At 41.6% G+C, this 18,654-nt stretch carries 16 protein-coding genes; all 16 read left to right on the top strand.

Annotated features, from left to right (window positions below; translation table 11 throughout):
• The first annotated feature begins 1 nt into the window (after nt 1).
• The 16 genes from GPS65_RS08640 (at nt 2) to GPS65_RS08565 (ending at nt 18,636) form a co-directional block, all read left to right on the top strand.
• The gene (locus GPS65_RS08640) at nt 2–2,032 is read left to right on the top strand and encodes a chemotaxis protein CheA (RefSeq protein ID WP_119124851.1); all 2,031 of its coding nucleotides are present in this window, start codon (nt 2–4) and stop codon (nt 2,030–2,032) included.
• Between the two features lie 24 nt (nt 2,033–2,056).
• Nucleotides 2,057–2,518, top strand: a complete 462-nt coding sequence (locus tag GPS65_RS08635) for a chemotaxis protein CheW (RefSeq protein WP_012009974.1) — start codon at nt 2,057–2,059, stop codon at nt 2,516–2,518.
• A gap of 12 nt (nt 2,519–2,530) precedes the next feature.
• Nucleotides 2,531–3,157 (top strand): chemotaxis protein CheC, encoded by a 627-nt coding sequence (locus tag GPS65_RS08630; protein ID WP_012009975.1) that lies wholly within the window; start codon nt 2,531–2,533, stop codon nt 3,155–3,157.
• Entirely contained in the window at nt 3,157–3,657 is a 501-nt protein-coding gene (locus GPS65_RS08625; protein ID WP_003212153.1) for a chemotaxis protein CheD, read from the top strand. Before GPS65_RS08630 ends, GPS65_RS08625 begins: the two co-directional genes overlap by 1 nt.
• A gap of 24 nt (nt 3,658–3,681) precedes the next feature.
• A complete protein-coding gene (locus GPS65_RS08620) occupies nt 3,682–4,449 on the top strand; it encodes a FliA/WhiG family RNA polymerase sigma factor (RefSeq protein WP_012009976.1) in 768 nt (255 codons plus the stop codon).
• A 21-nt stretch (nt 4,450–4,470) separates the two neighbouring features.
• Nucleotides 4,471–5,010, top strand: coding sequence for a hypothetical protein (locus tag GPS65_RS08615; RefSeq protein ID WP_012009977.1), 540 nt, complete (start codon nt 4,471–4,473; stop codon nt 5,008–5,010).
• Nucleotides 5,011–5,165: 155 nt separating this feature from the next.
• Complete coding sequence (rpsB, locus tag GPS65_RS08610; protein ID WP_003212093.1) at nt 5,166–5,900, top strand: 30S ribosomal protein S2; 735 nt, start codon at nt 5,166–5,168, stop codon at nt 5,898–5,900.
• A 91-nt stretch (nt 5,901–5,991) separates the two neighbouring features.
• Entirely contained in the window at nt 5,992–6,873 is an 882-nt protein-coding gene (gene tsf, locus GPS65_RS08605) for a translation elongation factor Ts (RefSeq protein WP_012009978.1), read from the top strand.
• Nucleotides 6,874–7,007: 134 nt separating this feature from the next.
• Nucleotides 7,008–7,730 carry a UMP kinase gene (pyrH, locus tag GPS65_RS08600; protein ID WP_003210919.1) on the top strand — a complete coding sequence of 241 codons (723 nt, stop codon included), beginning with the start codon at nt 7,008–7,010 and terminating at the stop codon, nt 7,728–7,730.
• Between the two features lies 1 nt (nt 7,731).
• Nucleotides 7,732–8,289, top strand: a complete 558-nt coding sequence (gene frr, locus GPS65_RS08595; RefSeq protein ID WP_012009980.1) for a ribosome recycling factor — start codon at nt 7,732–7,734, stop codon at nt 8,287–8,289.
• 129 nt (nt 8,290–8,418) lie between these two features.
• Complete coding sequence (locus GPS65_RS08590; RefSeq protein ID WP_012009981.1) at nt 8,419–9,201, top strand: undecaprenyl pyrophosphate synthase; 783 nt, start codon at nt 8,419–8,421, stop codon at nt 9,199–9,201.
• A 12-nt stretch (nt 9,202–9,213) separates the two neighbouring features.
• Entirely contained in the window at nt 9,214–10,008 is a 795-nt protein-coding gene (locus GPS65_RS08585) for a phosphatidate cytidylyltransferase (protein WP_041815514.1), read from the top strand.
• 38 nt (nt 10,009–10,046) lie between these two features.
• The gene (gene dxr / locus GPS65_RS08580; RefSeq protein WP_012009983.1) at nt 10,047–11,198 is read left to right on the top strand and encodes a 1-deoxy-D-xylulose-5-phosphate reductoisomerase; all 1,152 of its coding nucleotides are present in this window, start codon (nt 10,047–10,049) and stop codon (nt 11,196–11,198) included.
• A gap of 6 nt (nt 11,199–11,204) precedes the next feature.
• Nucleotides 11,205–12,470, top strand: coding sequence for an RIP metalloprotease RseP (gene rseP / locus GPS65_RS08575; RefSeq protein ID WP_012009984.1), 1,266 nt, complete (start codon nt 11,205–11,207; stop codon nt 12,468–12,470).
• Between the two features lie 79 nt (nt 12,471–12,549).
• Nucleotides 12,550–14,247: a proline--tRNA ligase gene (locus GPS65_RS08570; RefSeq protein ID WP_012009985.1), complete on the top strand. Its 1,698-nt coding sequence runs from the start codon at nt 12,550–12,552 to the stop codon at nt 14,245–14,247.
• 135 nt (nt 14,248–14,382) lie between these two features.
• On the top strand, nt 14,383–18,636 hold the full coding sequence (locus GPS65_RS08565) for a PolC-type DNA polymerase III (RefSeq protein ID WP_238389156.1): 4,254 nt from the start codon (nt 14,383–14,385) through the stop codon (nt 18,634–18,636).
• Nucleotides 18,637–18,654 lie beyond the last annotated feature (18 nt).

Below are 18,654 nucleotides of genomic sequence, written 5' to 3'. Positions count from 1 at the left end.
GTTGGATGTAAACCAATACTTAGATATCTTTTTAGATGAAAGCAGAGAACACTTACAAACTTGTAATGAAAAACTTCTTGATTTAGAAAAGAACCCAACCGACTTGCAGCTAGTGAATGATATATTCAGAGCCGCTCACACATTGAAAGGCATGAGTGCAACGATGGGCTACGCTGATATGGCTCAGCTAACACATCATTTAGAAAACATGTTTGATGCCATTCGAAATGAACAAATGATTGTCACACCTGAGTCGATGGACACGATGTTTGAAGCGCTTGATCACCTTGAAGCAATGGTTCAATCAATTGCAGAAGGCGGAGATGGGAAACGCGATGTCACAGAGATTAGTAAAAAACTAGATGTGACAGGAAGCCATGCTGAGGCAGCTCCTAGTGTTGAAACTGCGGATGTATCAGCGGCTTCTGCTAACGACTTAGACTATAACGAATTTGAACGAACAGTGCTTGATGAAGCGAGGGAACAAGGCTTTAAATGTTATGAACTCAATGTCACATTAAGTGACGCATGCTTATTAAAAGCGGTTCGTGTCTATATGATTTTTGAAAGACTGAACGAAGCAGGCGAGGTCGTTAAAACAGTTCCAAATGCAGAACTTTTAGAATCAGAAGATTTCGAATCTGAATTCAGTATTTCTTATTTATCTAAACAACCAATGGACGAAGTGAAGAAAATTGTGATGACGATCTCAGAAGTTGAACAAGTTGAGATCTCAGAAGTCTCTGCATTTGAAGAAGCATCTCCAGCTGAAAAACAAGAGGCAAAACCTGAACAGGAAAAAGAAGAAGTATCTGTGCCTGCTGCGAAAGCCCCAGCAAACGATGCGCCAAAAGCAAATGGCAATAACGGTGCAGCTGCCGGCGGAACAAAAACGATTCGGGTCAACATTGACCGTCTCGATTCTCTCATGAATCTGTTTGAAGAACTGGTGATTGACAGAGGACGTTTAGAACAGATTGCCAAAGAATTAGAAAATAATGAACTGACAGACACAGTTGAAAGAATGACACGTATTTCTGGAGATCTGCAATCGATCATCTTGAATATGAGAATGGTTCCTGTGGAAACGGTGTTTAACCGATTCCCTCGTATGATTCGTCAATTGACAAAAGAGCTGAATAAGAAAATTGAACTGATTATTGAAGGTGCTGAAACAGAGCTTGATCGAACAGTTATCGACGAGATTGGTGATCCACTCTTACACTTACTTAGAAACAGCCTAGATCACGGAATTGAATCACCAGAAGAACGTGTGAAAAAAGGCAAGCCAGAAAAAGGTACCGTTCTATTAAAAGCGTATCATAGCGGAAACCACGTCTTCATTGAAGTAGAAGACGATGGCGGCGGAATTAACCGTAAGAAAGTGCTTGAAAAAGCATTAGAGCGCGGGGTTATTACAGATAGAGAAGCAGAGACACTTGAAGATCATCAAATTGATTCACTGATCTTTGCAGCAGGATTCTCTACAGCTGATACGATTTCTGACATCTCAGGCCGCGGTGTAGGCCTTGACGTTGTAAAAAACAAGCTGGAATCACTAGGCGGATCTGTAAGCATCAACTCAACAGAAGGACAGGGCTCACTATTCTCGATCCAGCTTCCGCTTACATTATCGATTATTTCTGTACTTCTTGTGAAACTGGAAGAGGAAACATTTGCGATTCCGATTTCTTCTATTATTGAAACGGCTGTCATTAAGAAAAGCGACATCCTTCAAACGCATGATCGTGAAGTAATTGATTTCCGCGGATTTATCGTACCGGTCGTGTACTTGAAGAAACAATTCCACGTACCGAATGCGAATGAATTAGAGGAAGAACTGCACATCATCGTTGTTCGTAAAGGAGATAAGCTGACAGCATTTGTGGTCGACTCATTTATTGGACAGCAAGAGGTTGTATTGAAATCACTAGGAGATTACTTGCCAAACGTGTTTGCGATCTCAGGCGCAACAATCCTAGGCGACGGTCAAGTGGCACTCATCGTTGACTGTAATGCACTGATCAAGTAAAAAACAATAGAGGAGCGGTCTGAAATGAGTACAGATATCCAAACTGGCGAAAAGATGATTGTGTTTATCGTAAACAAAAAAGAATACGCCATTTCAGTATCAGAAGTAAAGTCCATTGAAAAATGGCAGCAGCCGACAAGAGTCCCTGGCGTTGCCCCTTATATATGCGGTGTTATTAATCTGCGCGGTGTCGTGACGCCTGTCATCGATCTAAGAGTGAGACTTGGATCAAGTGACAACGAAATTACAGATGAAACAAGAATGATTATTGTACAATTTGGTGACATTGAAGTCGGCTGGATTGTTGATGAAGCGAATGATGTCATTACAGTCCATCAGGAAGAAGTAGAATCTTCTCCTGAATCAGCTGAAAAAGAAGGGCAATCATGGGTGACAGGTATCATTAAGCATGATCAGCGTCTATTTAATATCATTCATCCTGGTGCTGTTCTCGACAAGAGTGTTCAAGATGCACCTGTTCATTAAGGAGGATGTGAAATGAGCATTTTCAATGAAATAAAAGATGAACAGCTGGATGTATTAAGAGAGGTTGGGAATATTGGAGCAGGCCACGCCGCGTCTGCTCTTGCCAGCCTATTGGATCGCAAAATAGATATGGCTGTTCCATTTGTCAAGGTTCTCTCGTTTGAAGAGTTAATGGAATTCTTTGGCGGTGCAGACCTCCCAGTTGCAAGCATTTTCCTGCGAATGGAAGGAGATTTATCTGGCTCAATCTTTTTCATTATGCCCTTTGAGCAAGCAGAGCAGTTTGTAAGAGAGCTTGTACGAGATCCGGCATTTGATATTGATACTATTCACGAGCATGTGATGGGGACTTCAGCACTTCACGAGCTGGGAAATATTTTAGCAGGCTCTTATTTATCAGCCCTTGCCGATTTAACAAAATTGCAGCTTCACCCAAGTGTTCCAGATGTTACGCTCGATATGTTCGGAGCTGTCATTAGCGAAGGATTAATGCAATTTAGTCCTTTAGGTGATCAGGCAATTGTGATTGATACATCGATTTTTGATGATCAAAATAAGCAAGAGCTGAAAGGAAATATGTTTCTATTACCAGACTTTGAATCGTTTGAAAAACTATTCGAAGCATTAGGTAACCTGTAATGAACGTTCAGATTCCGGCAGTTGTAAAGGTTGGTATAGCGGATGTTCAGCTTGTGAAAACACCGGACCGCATTCGGACATCCGGACTTGGTTCTTGTGTAGGACTTGTTCTGTTTGATCAAGAAAAAAAACTGGCAGGTCTTGTTCATGTCATGCTTCCAGACTCATCCCTTGCAAAAGGGGCAGTGGAGAACTTGGCTAAATATGCAGATACAGGTGTCAAGCATACAATTGATCTTCTCCTTAAAGAAGGAGCGCGCAAACATGCGCTAAAGGCAAAACTTGCTGGTGGCGCAGAAATGTTTAAATTTAAGTCAACCAATGATCTCATGAGAATTGGACCTAGAAATGTATCAGCTGTTAAAGAACATCTGTCTCTTTATCGCATCCCGATCATTAGTGAGGATACGGGCGGGAACAATGGTCGTACGATTGAATTTGATCCGCTTACGACAGAGCTTGAGATCCGCACTGTGAAGCAAGGCATTATGAAGATATAACTAAGGAAGTATAGGGGGAGAAAGATGCAATCCTTAAATTACGAAGATCAGGCGCTATGGGCTAGATGGAAAGAGTGGAAGGACCCAGCTGCTGGAGATGATCTTATGCGCCGCTATATGCCGCTCGTCACATATCATGTTGGAAGAATTTCCATCGGTCTCCCGAAGTCAGTGCATAAAGAAGACTTGATCAGTCTAGGGATGCTCGGTTTATATGATGCCCTTGAAAAATTTGACCCCGGAAGAGATCTGAAGTTTGATACATATGCATCCTTCAGAATCCGCGGGGCCATCATCGACGGTCTTCGTAAAGAGGACTGGCTGCCTCGTACATCAAGAGAAAAGACAAAAAAAGTAGAAGCGGCGATTGAAAAGCTTGAACAACGCTATTTACGAAATGTGACGCCGACAGAAGTGGCTGAGGAACTTGGCATGAGTGAACAGGATGTTGTCACAACAATGAATGAAGGTTTCTTTGCAAATCTGCTTTCAATCGACGAGAAGCTTCATGATCAAGAAGACGGTGAAAACGTCCAAGTCATGATTCGCGACGAGAAAACTGTGACACCTGAAGAGAAGATGCTAAAAGATGAATTAATAGAACAGCTTGCTGAAAAAATGACCGAGCTATCGGAAAAAGAAAAGCTCGTGATCAGTCTATTTTATAAAGAGGAACTGACGTTAACGGAAATCGGTCACGTGCTCAATTTATCGACCTCACGCATTTCGCAAATTCATTCTAAGGCATTGTTCAAGCTTAAGCATCTGCTTGATAAAGCCATTCAATCTTAAAGAGTTAGTGAGTGAAAAAATATGTTATGGCTGATTAGCTTCATGCTTCATGCTGCACTTATTTATTTTGTGATCATTTTATATACGAGAATGAATTCGCTGAAGGCAACTGAACAAAAGCAGCGAGAACTTCTAGAAGAAACGGAAAATACCCTGGCTGCATTTTTGATGGAAGTCAAAGAAGAGAATGACAAACTATCAAAAGTGGCAGCCGCTTCCCCTGATTTTTCTGCTGAAGAGCTGAAATCGGATTTTCAGACACCAAAGCAGCCACAAACACCAATTGAATCCCAGCAATCGGTAGAAAGTGAAGATCCAGTACCAGAGCACTTGTCAGCTCTCCTTAGCGAAGTTGAAGTGCAGGAAGAGAAGGTAAACGAACCCGTTCCACATCTTGAATCAGAAGCTTCTGTGCCTTCTGAAAGTGAAATAGAAGAAACATTCGAGGATCAGGTGAAGACCTTATATGACAAAGGGCATTCGCTAGAAGAAATAGCGAAAGAACTGAAAACGGGCAAGACAGAAATCGAGCTTTTATTAAAATTTAGCGGAAAGCTGTAAAGGATTCTTGATTGTCAGTCCATCATGTGTTATATTATTTCTTGGTGTTAAATACACACGCTTAATGATTCGTATGAAGGTGCTGCCGTGGCGCAGTTTTATGTGAACATGACTTGAGCGGAGGAAAAAAAACCATTATATTAGGAGGCAACAACATGTCAGTTATTTCTATGAAACAATTGCTAGAAGCTGGTGTTCACTTCGGTCACCAAACACGCCGTTGGAACCCAAAAATGAAGCGTTACATCTTTACAGAGCGTAACGGTATCTACATCATCGATCTTCAAAAAACGGTGAAAAAAGTAGAGGAAGCTTACAACTTCACGAAAAACCTTGCTGCTGACGGAGGAAAAATCCTTTTCGTTGGTACGAAAAAGCAAGCACAAGATTCAGTGAAAGAAGAAGCAATCCGTTCTGGTATGTTCTATGTGAACCAACGCTGGCTTGGTGGAACGTTAACAAACTTTGAAACAATCCAAAAACGTATCAAACGTTTAAAAGATATTGAAAAAATGCAAGAAAACGGTACATTCGATGTTCTTCCTAAGAAAGAAGTCGTTCAACTGAAAAAAGAATTAGAACGTCTTGAAAAATTTCTAGGCGGAATCAAAGACATGAAAGGTCTTCCGGATGCACTTTTCATTATCGACCCTCGTAAAGAGCGTATTGCAGTTGCAGAAGCTCGTAAATTGAATATCCCAATCATCGGTATCGTTGACACAAACTGTGATCCAGACGAAATTGATGTTGTGATCCCTGCAAACGATGATGCAATCCGTGCTGTAAAACTTCTAACTGCTAAAATGGCAGATGCGATTCTTGAGTCTAAACAAGGCGAAGAAGAAGCTGTTGTAGAAGAAACGACAGAAACTGAAACAACAACTGCGTAACCTATTCAAAAGGTGATAAGAGGGAAATGCCTTTTATCACCTTTTTTTCACCTAGTAATCCGTGTTTTAACATAGAAGGAGGAAATGTAAAATGGCTATTACTGCTCAATTAGTTAAAGAACTGCGTCAAAAAACTGGTGCAGGTATGATGGACTGTAAAAAAGCGTTAACAGAAACTGATGGTGACATCGACAAAGCAATCGATCTTCTAAGAGAAAAAGGAATTGCAAAAGCTGCGAAAAAAGCAGACCGTATTGCTGCAGAAGGATTAACTCTTATCAAAACTGATGGCAACACAGGCGTGATCCTAGAAGTGAACTCTGAGACGGATTTCGTTGCGAAAAACGAAGGATTCCAATCACTTCTTAACGAACTTGCTGATCATTTGCTAGCTGCTAAACCTGCAACAATTGAAGAAGCTCATGCTTCTAAAATGGAAAACGGTTCAACAGTTGAAGAGCATATTACATCTGCAATTGCGAAAATCGGAGAGAAAATCACTCTACGTCGTTTCTCTGTTATCACAAAAGAAGATAACGCAGCATTCGGTTCTTACTTACACATGGGCGGACGCATCGGTGTGTTAGCTGTTCTTAACGGAACAACTGATGAAGAGCTTGCAAGAGACATCGCAATGCACGTTGCTGCTGTAAACCCTAAATACATTTCTCGTGACCAAGTGTCAGAAGAAGAAGCAAACCGTGAGCGCGAAGTATTAACACAGCAAGCGCTACAAGAAGGAAAGCCTGAAAACATCGTAGCTAAAATGGTAGAAGGCCGTCTAAACAAATTCTTCGAAGAAATTTGCTTACTTGACCAAGCTTTCGTTAAAAACCCAGATGAAAAAGTGAAACAAGTAGTAGCTGCGAAAAACGCAAGCATTCAAACTTATGTTCGCTATGAAGTGGGCGAAGGTATCGAGAAGCGTCAAGACAACTTTGCTGAAGAAGTTATGAGCCAAGTGAAAAAATAATGTTTGAAAAGCTCTCTGGGGCTTTTTTAGGGAGCACAAGCACTGTGTTCCCTATTTTTTAGAGGATATTGATTTACAAAAGGCAGTTTCTTACGCATAATAAGAGACGGTATAGTTTACACTTGGAGGTTATCATGAGCAAACCGAAATATAATCGCATTGTACTGAAGCTAAGTGGCGAAGCACTAGCAGGTGATGCTGGAAATGGAATTAACCCAACTGTCATTCATTCAATTGCAAAGCAAGTAAAAGAAATTGCAGAGCTTGATGTTGAGGTTGCAGTTGTTGTAGGCGGAGGAAACCTTTGGCGCGGTAAGACAGGCAGTGACTTAGGAATGGACCGTGCGACAGCAGACTACATGGGCATGCTAGCAACAGTGATGAATTCGCTCGCGCTACAGGACAGCCTAGAAACGCTTGGCATTCAGTCTAGGGTACAAACCTCTATCGAAATGAGACAGGTTGCAGAACCATACATAAGAAGAAAAGCGATCCGTCATCTTGAGAAGAAACGTGTCGTGATTTTTGCTGCAGGTACTGGTAACCCTTATTTCTCTACAGATACAACGGCAGCACTTCGTGCAGCAGAAATTGAAGCAGATGTCATTTTAATGGCGAAAAATAATGTAGACGGTGTCTACAGTGCTGATCCTCGTACAGATGCGGATGCAGTAAAATATGACAAGCTTTCATATCTTGATGTGCTAAAAGAAGGGCTTGCAGTAATGGATTCTACTGCGTCCTCATTATGTATGGACAATGACATTCCATTAATCGTATTCTCTATTATGGAAGAAGGAAATATTAAACGTGCCGTAAATGGCGAATCAATTGGAACGATTGTGAGGGGGAAATAACGTGTCAAAAGAAGTATTGAACCAAACGAAAGAAAAAATGGAAAAAGCCGTTCAAGCATACGGACGAGAACTTGCAACTGTTCGTGCGGGCAGAGCAAATGCTTCATTGCTTGATAAAGTGACGGTTGATTATTATGGTGCACAAACACCACTAAACCAAATCGCGTCAATCACAGTGCCAGAAGCACGTATGCTAATTATCACACCTTATGATAAAACAGCTATCGGTGATATCGAAAAATCAATCCAAAAGTCTGATCTTGGTATCACGCCAACAAGTGACGGAAATGTGATCCGTATTGCAATTCCTGCACTAACAGAAGAAAGACGTAAAGAGCTTGTGAAGGTTGTAAGAAAATATTCAGAAGAAGCAAAAGTAGCTGTTCGTAATGTTCGTCGTGATGCAAACGATGAGTTGAAAAAGCTCGAGAAAAATGGTGAGATCACTGAAGATGAATTAAGATCATCAACAGAGGATGTTCAAAAATTGACAGATGAATATGTCGCTAAAATTGATGACGTGATGAAAGATAAAGAAAAAGAAATCATGGAAGTTTAAGAAAAAACTATGTACAATAGATAATAGTGAAAAGACCCTCTTCATGTTTACAGGGGGTTTTTTTGTTAATACTGTTGGTGACTATATTATTAGCGGAAACGCAACCTTTTTGGGTGATGGAGGAATCTCATGCTCAATATACTCAAAAATTGGAAGAATCAGCAAACTGCAGCTTCCAACTTAGAAAGTCTGACAAAAGAAGACATATTAAATGGAGAAATTCCTGAACATATCGCCATTATCATGGATGGGAACGGAAGATGGGCGAAAAAACGTGCTCTTCCACGGGTAGCAGGACATCATGAAGGAATGAAAGTCGTCAAGCGCATGACAAAGCTTGCAAATGAGCTGAATGTCAAAGTGCTGACTTTGTATGCTTTTTCAACGGAAAATTGGAAACGTCCAAAACTAGAAGTAGACTTTTTAATGAAACTTCCTGAAGAATTTTTGAACATCTACCTGCCCGAGCTCATCGAGGAAAATGTTCGTGTGCGCTTAACAGGTGATCCAGACGGCCTCCCGCAGCATACGAAAAGAGCGGTAGAGAACGCAGTAAAGAGTACGACGAATAACGACGGACTCGTTTTGAATTTTGCGCTCAACTATGGAGGGCGCACAGAAATCGTCTCCGCATGCAGGCAAATTTCTGAAAAAGTCAAAGAAGGTAAGCTTCAAGCAGAAGACATCACAGAAGAGATGTTTTCAGCTTATTTAATGACAGAATCTCTTCAAGATCCGGATTTGCTTATTCGCACAAGTGGAGAAATTAGATTAAGCAACTTTATGCTTTGGCAAATTGCGTACAGCGAATTTGTCTTTACGGATGTGCTATGGCCTGACTTTTCTGATGAGCATCTTATAGGCGCTATCGGAGAATACCAGCGCCGAGGCCGGAGGTTCGGTGGAATTTAGAGGGTGGTGCAGATGAAACAAAGAATTTTGACGGGTGTGTTGGCAGCTGCAGTCTTTTTACTTGCAGTTATATATGGACAGATGCCATTTACCCTGCTGATTTACTTAATGGGAAGCGTCGCTCTCTTTGAGCTTCTAAGAATGAAAAAGATATCGATTTTCAGTATTCCCGGTATTGTCAGCTTAATATTGCTTTGGCTTTTAATGGGCGGAGAGAACAGCTTCTTCCCGAACGTAGACGCATCAAAAATGCAGATTGCTTTATTCGCAGTCTTAATTCTTTTAACTTATACAGTGTTGAGCAAAAACTCTTTCACATTCGATGAGGTTGCTTTTGTGATCTTAGCGACATTATATATTGGCGTCAGTTTCTATTATTTTATCCAAATTAGAGGCTTATATGGCATGAGTGCGATCTTCTTCGCAGCAGTGATTATTTGGTCCACTGACTCAGGTGCCTATTTCATTGGGAAATCGATGGGGAAACGAAAGCTCTGGCCAGAGATTAGCCCAAACAAAACAGTAGAAGGATTTATCGGTGGAATCGTCACAGCGGTCGTGTTGTCATTTGTGTTTCAGGCGGTTACAGGATTTTTGCCATCATATCTGCTTGTTATGTTTATTACGCTTTTGCTCAGTATCTTTGGGCAGCTTGGCGACCTTGTGGAATCTGCTTTAAAACGTCATTACGACGTGAAAGATTCAGGGACAATCCTCCCTGGACATGGCGGTATTTTGGACAGGTTTGATAGCTTTTTATTCGTTCTGCCGTTTTTATATTTACTGCTCGCAACGTTTGCCAGCTAACCTCATAGAAACTATTGAACGAGAGAAGGAGTGGCAATTTGAGATATATTTCGCTATTAGGCGCAACAGGATCAATTGGAGAACAAACATTAGATGTGATTAGGCAGCACCCAGACAAATTTAAGCTGAAAGCCATGACGTTTGGCCGGAATGTAGACAAGGCCATACCAATTATTGAACAGTTTCAGCCTGAATTTGTCGGATGCTTAAGTGAAGAGGCCTATCACACGCTAAAAGGTCATTCATTTGAATACGATGTCAAAATGGCTGCTGGTGATGAAGCCAACATCGAAGCAGCAATTTATGATGCAGTGGACGTTGTGGTCAATGCCCTTGTCGGAAGTGTCGGGCTTGTTCCAACATTAAAGGCCATTGAACAAAAAAAGACAATTGCACTTGCAAATAAGGAAACACTGGTGACAGCTGGTCATATAGTAAAAGAGTACGCGAAAACATATGATGTACCTTTACTTCCTGTCGATAGTGAGCATTCCGCTATTTTTCAATGCCTGCAAGGTGAACAAGCTAAAAACATTGAACGCTTAATCGTGACAGCTTCAGGTGGTAGTTTCCGAGATAAAAAACGAACTGAACTTGAAGGTGTTACGGTTGAAGAAGCACTGAACCACCCAAACTGGTCAATGGGAGCGAAAATTACCATTGATTCAGCGACGATGATGAATAAAGGGCTCGAGGTCATTGAGGCGCATTGGTTGTTTGATATACCATATGAACAAATTGATGTGCTGTTACATAAAGAGAGCATTATCCATTCGATGGTGGAATTTCACGACAAAAGCGTCATGGCTCAGTTAGGGACACCTGACATGAGAGTGCCCATTCAATATGCACTCACATACCCTGACAGGGCGCCATTACCAGAAGCGAAATCATTGAACCTTTGGGAGATTGGACAATTGAATTTCCAAAAAGCGGATTTTGACAGGTATCGTTGCTTACATTTTGCTTATGAATCAGGTAAAATAGGAGGGACAATGCCTGCTGTGCTCAATGCAGCAAATGAAATGGCAGTCGATGCCTTTCTGAAAGGCAAAGTAACGTTCCTGCAAATTGAAGAATTGATTGAAAAGGCACTGAACAGACATCATGTGATTTCAACGCCTAGTTTGCAAGATATCCATGAAGTGGACAAAGAGACACGAGACTTTGTTCAATCAATCCTCACATAAGGTGGTATGTTCGTGAATACAGTGATTGCGTTTATTATTATTTTTGGAACGCTCGTTTTTTTCCACGAGCTTGGCCATTTAATTATGGCGCAGCGAGCGGGGATTTTATGCCGTGAGTTCGCAATTGGTTTTGGGCCGAAGATTTTCTCCTTTAAACGAAAGGAAACCGTTTATACCATTAGACTGCTCCCTATTGGCGGATTTGTTAAAATGGCGGGAGAGGACCCTGAAGTCATTGAAATTAAACCAGGTCATACAGTGGGGCTCTTATTCAATGAGCAAAATGAAGTAGAAAAAATCATTTTAAATGATAAAGAAAAATATCCTGATGCACTTGTCATCGAAGTGGAGCAGATTGATTTAGATCACGCCATGAGAATCTCAGGATATGAAGCTGGAAATGAAGATATTTTGACTGGTTACAATGTCAGTCAAACAAGTTTTTATATTGCAGATGGTGAAGAAATTCAAATCGCACCATACAATCGTCAATTTGGATCAAAAACGGTATGGCAGCGTATTAAAGCGATCGCAGCTGGACCGATTATGAACTTTATCTTGGCGTATGTGATTTTAGTTGCTTTAGGATTTATTCAAGGGGTCACCGTTGATGATCCTGTACTCGGTAAGCTGACGAAAGACGGCCGAGCGGCAGAAGCTGGACTCATGCAGGGAGACCACATCGTGTCCATTAACGGGGATAAAATGGATTCTTGGACAGATGTCGTTCAAACCGTTCAAAAGAACCCTGAGAAAAAAATGAATGTCGTCATTGACCGAGACGGCAAAGAAAGCACTGTACAGGTTGTACCAGAAGCTGTGAAAGCAGACGGGAAAAACATTGGCCGTTTCGGATCTTATCCGCCAACGGAAAATGGATTTCTGAAGGTTATTTCATCCTCAGGAACAACTGTGATTTCAACAGCAGGTTTGATTTTAACGAACTTGCAAAAGATTGTCACAGGGCAATTTTCATTAGATATGTTAGCAGGTCCTGTTGGGATCTATGACATGACAGGAGAAGTAGCTAAGCAAGGTGTGTTAACATTAATGCAGTTTGCGGCGTTCCTTAGTATCAACTTAGGTATCGTGAATTTATTGCCGATTCCTGCACTAGACGGAGGACGTTTACTCTTCTTGTTTGTTGAAGCCATTCGCGGTAAACCAATTAATCGTGAGAAAGAAGCACTTGTTGTCTTTATCGGTGTTGCATTCCTCATGCTGTTAATGCTAGTGGTTACGTGGAATGACATCCAGCGATTATTTTTATAAAACCAATGTCTCTTGTTTCTCATTACGGGAAACAAGAGTTTTTGTGAGAAGTCCTATTTCATAAATGAGGTGTAACGACATGAGACAATCCCTGACTTTCATACCAACTCTTCGAGAGGTGCCAGCAGATGCTGAGGCAAAAAGTCACCAGCTCTTAGTAAGAGCTGGGTTCATAAGACAAAATACAAGCGGAATCTATCATTATCTGCCGCTTGCTCATAAAGTCATTCAGCATATTCAATCCATCGTTCGCAAGGAGATGGAAAAGGCAGGAGCAGCTGAGCTGTTAATGCCAGTGCTGCAACAGGCAGAAATGTGGCAAGAGTCAGGAAGATGGTATACATACGGTCCAGAATTGATGCGTATGAAAGATCGTCATGGCCGCGAGTTCGCACTTGGCCCAACGCACGAAGAAGTGATTACATCACTCGTACGTAGCGAAGTGAAATCGTATAAGAAGCTTCCTTTAACTCTTTATCAAATTCAATCAAAATTCCGCGACGAACAGAGACCACGTTTTGGACTGCTGCGTGGACGTGAATTTATTATGAAGGATGCGTACTCATTCCATTCTTCACCAGAAAGCCTTGATGACACATATAACAAGATGTTTACAGCTTACTCCAATGTATTCTCAAAAGTAGGTCTTAATTTTAGACCAGTCATTGCAGATTCTGGTGCAATGGGAGGAAAAGATACACATGAGTTTATGGCACTGTCAGAAGTAGGAGAAGATACAATCGCATACTCTGATACATCTTCCTATGCTGCGAATATTGAAATGGCTGAAGCTGTCTATCAAGGAGAAGAAGCAAATCCTGCGGACTTCAAAGAACTTGAAAAAGTTCATACACCGCAAGTAAAAACGATTCAAGACATCGCTGGATTTTTAGATGTTGATCCTTCTCTTTGTATCAAGTCTGTTTTGTTTAAAGCAGATGATGCGTATGTCCTCATCCTGACGAGAGGCGACCATGAAGTAAATGATGTGAAAGTGAAAAACTTAGTAGGAGCACAGCTTGTAGAGCTGGCTACTCGCGAAGAAGTACTAGAAGTCATTGGAACAGAGCCTGGATTTGTTGGCCCAGTAAAGCTGGAAGCAGAAGTCGATATTTATGCAGATCTTACAGTTAAAGGCATGACAAATGCTGTCGCAGGTGCAAACGAAGCGGATTATCACTATGTCAATGTTAATCCTGCGCGTGATGTGTCAGTGAAAGAATTCACAGACCTTCGTTTCATTCAAGAAGGAGACGTTTCTCCAGATGGAGAAGGCACAATCCAGTTTGCCAAGGGGATTGAAGTAGGACAAGTCTTTAAACTAGGCACTCGTTATTCTGAGTCAATGGATGCGACGTACCTGGATGAGAATGGCCGGGCGCAGCCAATGATTATGGGTTGCTATGGTATCGGTATCTCTAGAACGCTTTCAGCGATTGTAGAGCAGCATCACGATGAGAAAGGAATCATTTGGCCAGAAGCTGTTGCGCCATATGACCTTCACCTCCTTGCATTAAATATGAAAAACGATGCTCAAAAAGAGCTTGCTGAAACGTTGTACGAGCGTTTAGAAAATGAGGGTTTTGACGTACTATTCGATGACCGACAGGAGCGTGCAGGCGTGAAATTTGCAGACAGTGATTTAATTGGGCTGCCAATTCGCATTAGCTGCGGAAAACGTTCAGAAGAAGGCATCGTTGAAGTGAAGTTTAGAAAATCAGGTGAATCACATGAAGTATCTGTTGATGAGCTGATTTCATTTATACGCCAAGCGTAAAAAACGAACAAAAAAATGAAGGTACCTCCTATAGAAAAGAGGTACCTTTCTGATTGACAAAAGGAGGGTCCTGTCTTGGATGAACAATTACCGATCACACGGCGGCAATTTCATATATTACTCAATCAGATTCAAATGACAGATGATGACCTCAGTCGTTACTTTGAAGAAGGAGAAATCGTCAAATTGACGGTGCATAAGTTGGCGAAAACGTGGCATTTCCTTTTTAAATTTAAGGCGCTTCTGCCTTACAAAGTATATGCAATGTTTCTCAGCAGGCTGACAAATGCATTTTCTCATATTGCACAAGTTACTTGTACGATTGAAGTCAATGATCCGAGCATCTCGGAAGAGCTCGTTCAATCGTATTGGTCACATTGTGTGGAAGAGCTTCAAGGAATTTCTCCTCCAATTATCAGCTTGCTTCAGCAGCAAAAACCATCGCTGTCTGGACATAAAATCATCATCAAAACGAAAAGCGAAACAGAAGCTTTGGCCATCAAGAAGAAGTACAGTCCAATGCTACAGGCTGCTTTTAAACAAGTAGGCTTTCCAGAATTGCAATTTGATACAGAAATTTTTGTATCAGATCAAGAGATTCAGAAGTTTAGAGAACAAAAGCTTGCTGAAGATCAAGAAAGAGCAATGCAAGCCCTCACTGAGATGGAGAAGAAGGAAAGTGAGGAGCAGGAGGAAGGTCCGTCTGGCCCTCTCATGATTGGCTATCAAATTAAAGACAATGAAGAAATTCGTACGCTTGATAGTATTATGGACGAGGAAAGAAGAATTACCGTCCAGGGCTACGTATTCGATGCAGAAACACGTGAGCTGAAAAGCGGCAGAACGCTTTGTATCTTTAAAATTACTGATTATACAAACAGTATTTTAATCAAGATGTTTGCAAGAGAAAAAGAAGATGCCCAGCTGATGAAATCATTGAAAAAAGGCATGTGGGTCAAAGCAAGAGGAAGCATTCAAAACGATACGTTTGTGAGAGACCTTGTCATGATTGCCAATGACGTCAATGAAATGAAACCTCAGTTGAAAGAGGATACGGCACCTGAGGGTGAAAAGCGTGTCGAGCTTCATTTGCATTCCCCAATGAGCCAAATGGATGCTGTTACTGGCATCGGCAGGCTGGTGGAGCAAGCAAAAAAATGGGGACATGAAGCAATTGCCCTGACGGATCATGCGGTTGTACAATCCTTCCCAGATGCGTATGCAGCAAGTAGAAAGCATGACATCAAAATGATGTATGGTGTGGAAATCAACTTGGTTGACGACGGAGTCCCTATTGCCTATAATCCAGAGCACCGTTTGTTAGAGGATGCAACGTATGTCGTATTTGACGTCGAGACAACTGGACTTTCAGCTGTGTATGACACGATCATTGAGCTGGCAGCAGTAAAAATAAAAGGCGGAGAAATCATTGACCGTTTTGAGGCTTTTGCAAATCCTCATCACCCATTATCAGCGACAACGATCGAATTAACAGGTATCACGGATGATATGGTCAGAGATGCGCCAGATGTCGTCGATGTCGTACGGGATTTCAAAGAATGGATTGGACAAGATATCCTTGTTGCGCACAATGCAAGCTTTGATATGGGCTTTTTAAATACAGCGTACAAACGCCTGTTAAAAACAGATAAAGCGTCAAACCCGGTGATTGATACACTTGAACTTGGCCGATTCCTATACCCAGAATTTAAGAATCATCGGCTGAACACACTTTGTAAAAAGTTCGATATAGAACTGACGCAGCATCACCGCGCCATTTACGATGCAGAGGCGACAGGCTACCTCATGCTAAAAATGCTAAAAGATGCGGCTGAAAAAGATATTGCTTATCACGATCAATTAAATGAAAACATGGGTCAGTCTAATGCGTACCAGCGCTCACGTCCTTACCATGCCATTCTGATCGCACAAAATGAGACGGGGCTGAAAAATTTATTCAAGCTTGTTTCTCTTTCTCATATTCATTATTTCTACCGAGTGCCGCGCATTCCGCGCTCACAGCTTGAGAAATATCGAGAAGGTTTAATTATCGGGTCTGCCTGTGATAAGGGTGAAGTGTTTGAAGGAATGATGCAAAAATCACCTGATGAGGTAGAAGACATTGCCGCATTTTACGACTATTTAGAAGTTCATCCGCCAGAAGTGTATCAGCATCTGCTACAGCTGGAGCTTGTTCGAGATGAACGTGCGTTAAAAGAAATCATCACAAACATTGTGAAGCTTGGTGAAAAGCTGAATAAACCAGTCGTGGCAACAGGGAATGTGCATTATCTGCATCCAGAAGACAAAATTTATCGTAAAATCTTAATTTCATCGCAAGGTGGAGCGAATCCGCTGAATCGTCATGAACTGCCAAAAGTTCATTTTAGAACGACAGATGAAATGCTTGAAGCATTCTCCTTTCTAGGAGAGGAAAAAGCGAAAGAGATCGTCGTGACGAATACGAAAAAAGTTTCTGAGATGGTCGAAAGCATTAAACCAATCAAAGATGATCTGTACACACCAAAAATTGAAGGTGCAGATGAAGAAATACGGGAAATGAGTTATCAAATGGCGCGCAGCATCTACGGAGATGACTTGCCGAAAATCGTAGAAGACCGTATTGAGAAAGAATTAAAAAGTATTATCGGTCATGGATTCGCCGTTATTTACTTAATTTCTCATAAGCTTGTAAAGAAATCACTTGATGACGGATATCTTGTTGGTTCAAGGGGATCTGTCGGCTCATCACTTGTTGCCACTTTAACAGAGATTACCGAAGTGAACCCGCTTGCGCCGCATTATGTATGTCCAAGCTGTAAGCATTCCGAATTCTTTAATGACGGATCTGTTGGTTCAGGCTTTGACCTTCCTGACAAAGACTGCCCAGAATGTGGCACGCCGTACAAAAAAGACGGACATGATATTCCGTTTGAAACGTTCTTAGGTTTTAAAGGAGACAAAGTCCCTGATATCGACTTGAACTTTTCAGGTGAATATCAGCCGATAGCTCATAACTATACAAAAGAGCTGTTTGGTGAAGAGTACGTATACCGAGCAGGTACGATTGGTACTGTTGCAGAAAAAACAGCATATGGTTACGTGAAAGGCTATGCTGGAGATCATAATCTTCATATGAGGGGCGCAGAAATCGACCGGCTTGTACAAGGCTGTACAGGGGTAAAACGGACAACGGGTCAGCATCCAGGCGGTATCATTGTAGTGCCGGATTATATGGACATTTACGATTTTTCACCTATTCAATTTCCAGCAGACGCGACAGGTTCTGATTGGAAAACGACGCATTTTGATTTCCACTCCATCCATGACAACTTGCTCAAACTTGATATACTAGGGCACGATGATCCTACGGTTATTCGTATGCTTCAGGATTTAAGCGGAATTGATCCAAAAACGATTCCAACAGATGATCCTGAAGTGATGAAGATTTTCCAGGGAACAGAGCCTCTTGGTGTAACAGAAGAGCAAATTGGCTGTAAAACAGGTACACTCGGTATTCCGGAGTTTGGGACAAGGTTTGTTCGACAAATGCTTGAGGATACAAAACCAACAACCTTCTCAGAGCTCGTTCAGATCTCTGGATTATCACACGGGACGGATGTATGGCTCGGGAACGCGCAAGAGCTCATCCACAATAAAACGTGTGAACTAAGTGAAGTGATTGGGTGCCGTGACGATATTATGGTCTATCTCATCTATCAGGGTTTAGAGCCGTCACTTGCCTTTAAAATCATGGAGTCTGTTCGTAAAGGAAAAGGACTTCCTCCTGAATGGGAAGAAGAAATGAAGAATAATAATGTACCGAACTGGTATATTGATTCTTGTAAAAAGATCAAATACATGTTCCCTAAGGCCCACGCAGCTGCTTACGTATTAATGGCTGTACGTATTGCTTACTTTAAGGTGCATCATGCACTTTTATACTATGCGGCTTACTTTACCGTTCGTGCAGATGACTTTGATATTGAAACAATGACAAAAGGATCGAATGCGATTCGAGCAGTCATGGACGATATTAACTCAAAAGGTTTAGATGCATCACCGAAAGAAAAAAACCTATTAACTGTACTAGAGCTTGCTCTTGAAATGTGTGAAAGAGGCTACCATTTCAAAAAAGTGGACCTCTACCGATCAAGTGCAACAGAGTTTATCATTGATGGTGACGGATTGATTCCGCCGTTCAACTCAATCCCTGGACTCGGAACGAACGTTGCGTTAAATATTGTACGCGCACGTCAAGATGGGGAATTCCTTTCAAAAGAAGATTTACAAAAACGCGGAAAAGTGTCGAAAACGATCCTAGAATATTTAGATCGTCAAGGCTGCTTAGAAGCACTTCCTGATCAAAACCAGCTTTCTTTGTTTTAATACGATCAATGCAGAGCG

It is taken from the genome of Bacillus pumilus (genome assembly GCF_009937765.1).
Classification (GTDB): domain Bacteria; phylum Bacillota; class Bacilli; order Bacillales; family Bacillaceae; genus Bacillus; species Bacillus pumilus_O.
Note: the sequence above shows the minus strand (reverse complement) of the source record. Positions and strands in the feature narration are given on the sequence as shown.

What these genes read in the sequence shown, in the direction of transcription:
- GPS65_RS08635 (WP_012009974.1), top strand. Translation starts at nt 2,057, where the DNA reads ATGAGTACAGATATCCAAACTGGCGAAAAGATGATTGTGTTTATCGTA.
- GPS65_RS08630 (WP_012009975.1), top strand. Translation starts at nt 2,531, where the DNA reads ATGAGCATTTTCAATGAAATAAAAGATGAACAGCTGGATGTATTAAGA.
- GPS65_RS08625 (WP_003212153.1), top strand. Translation starts at nt 3,157, where the DNA reads ATGAACGTTCAGATTCCGGCAGTTGTAAAGGTTGGTATAGCGGATGTT.
- GPS65_RS08620 (WP_012009976.1), top strand. Translation starts at nt 3,682, where the DNA reads ATGCAATCCTTAAATTACGAAGATCAGGCGCTATGGGCTAGATGGAAA.
- GPS65_RS08615 (WP_012009977.1), top strand. Translation starts at nt 4,471, where the DNA reads ATGTTATGGCTGATTAGCTTCATGCTTCATGCTGCACTTATTTATTTT.
- rpsB (WP_003212093.1), top strand. Translation starts at nt 5,166, where the DNA reads ATGTCAGTTATTTCTATGAAACAATTGCTAGAAGCTGGTGTTCACTTC.
- tsf (WP_012009978.1), top strand. Translation starts at nt 5,992, where the DNA reads ATGGCTATTACTGCTCAATTAGTTAAAGAACTGCGTCAAAAAACTGGT.
- pyrH (WP_003210919.1), top strand. Translation starts at nt 7,008, where the DNA reads ATGAGCAAACCGAAATATAATCGCATTGTACTGAAGCTAAGTGGCGAA.
- GPS65_RS08590 (WP_012009981.1), top strand. Translation starts at nt 8,419, where the DNA reads ATGCTCAATATACTCAAAAATTGGAAGAATCAGCAAACTGCAGCTTCC.
- GPS65_RS08585 (WP_041815514.1), top strand. Translation starts at nt 9,214, where the DNA reads ATGAAACAAAGAATTTTGACGGGTGTGTTGGCAGCTGCAGTCTTTTTA.
- rseP (WP_012009984.1), top strand. Translation starts at nt 11,205, where the DNA reads ATGTTCGTGAATACAGTGATTGCGTTTATTATTATTTTTGGAACGCTC.
- GPS65_RS08570 (WP_012009985.1), top strand. Translation starts at nt 12,550, where the DNA reads ATGAGACAATCCCTGACTTTCATACCAACTCTTCGAGAGGTGCCAGCA.
- GPS65_RS08565 (WP_238389156.1), top strand. Translation starts at nt 14,383, where the DNA reads ATGACAGATGATGACCTCAGTCGTTACTTTGAAGAAGGAGAAATCGTC.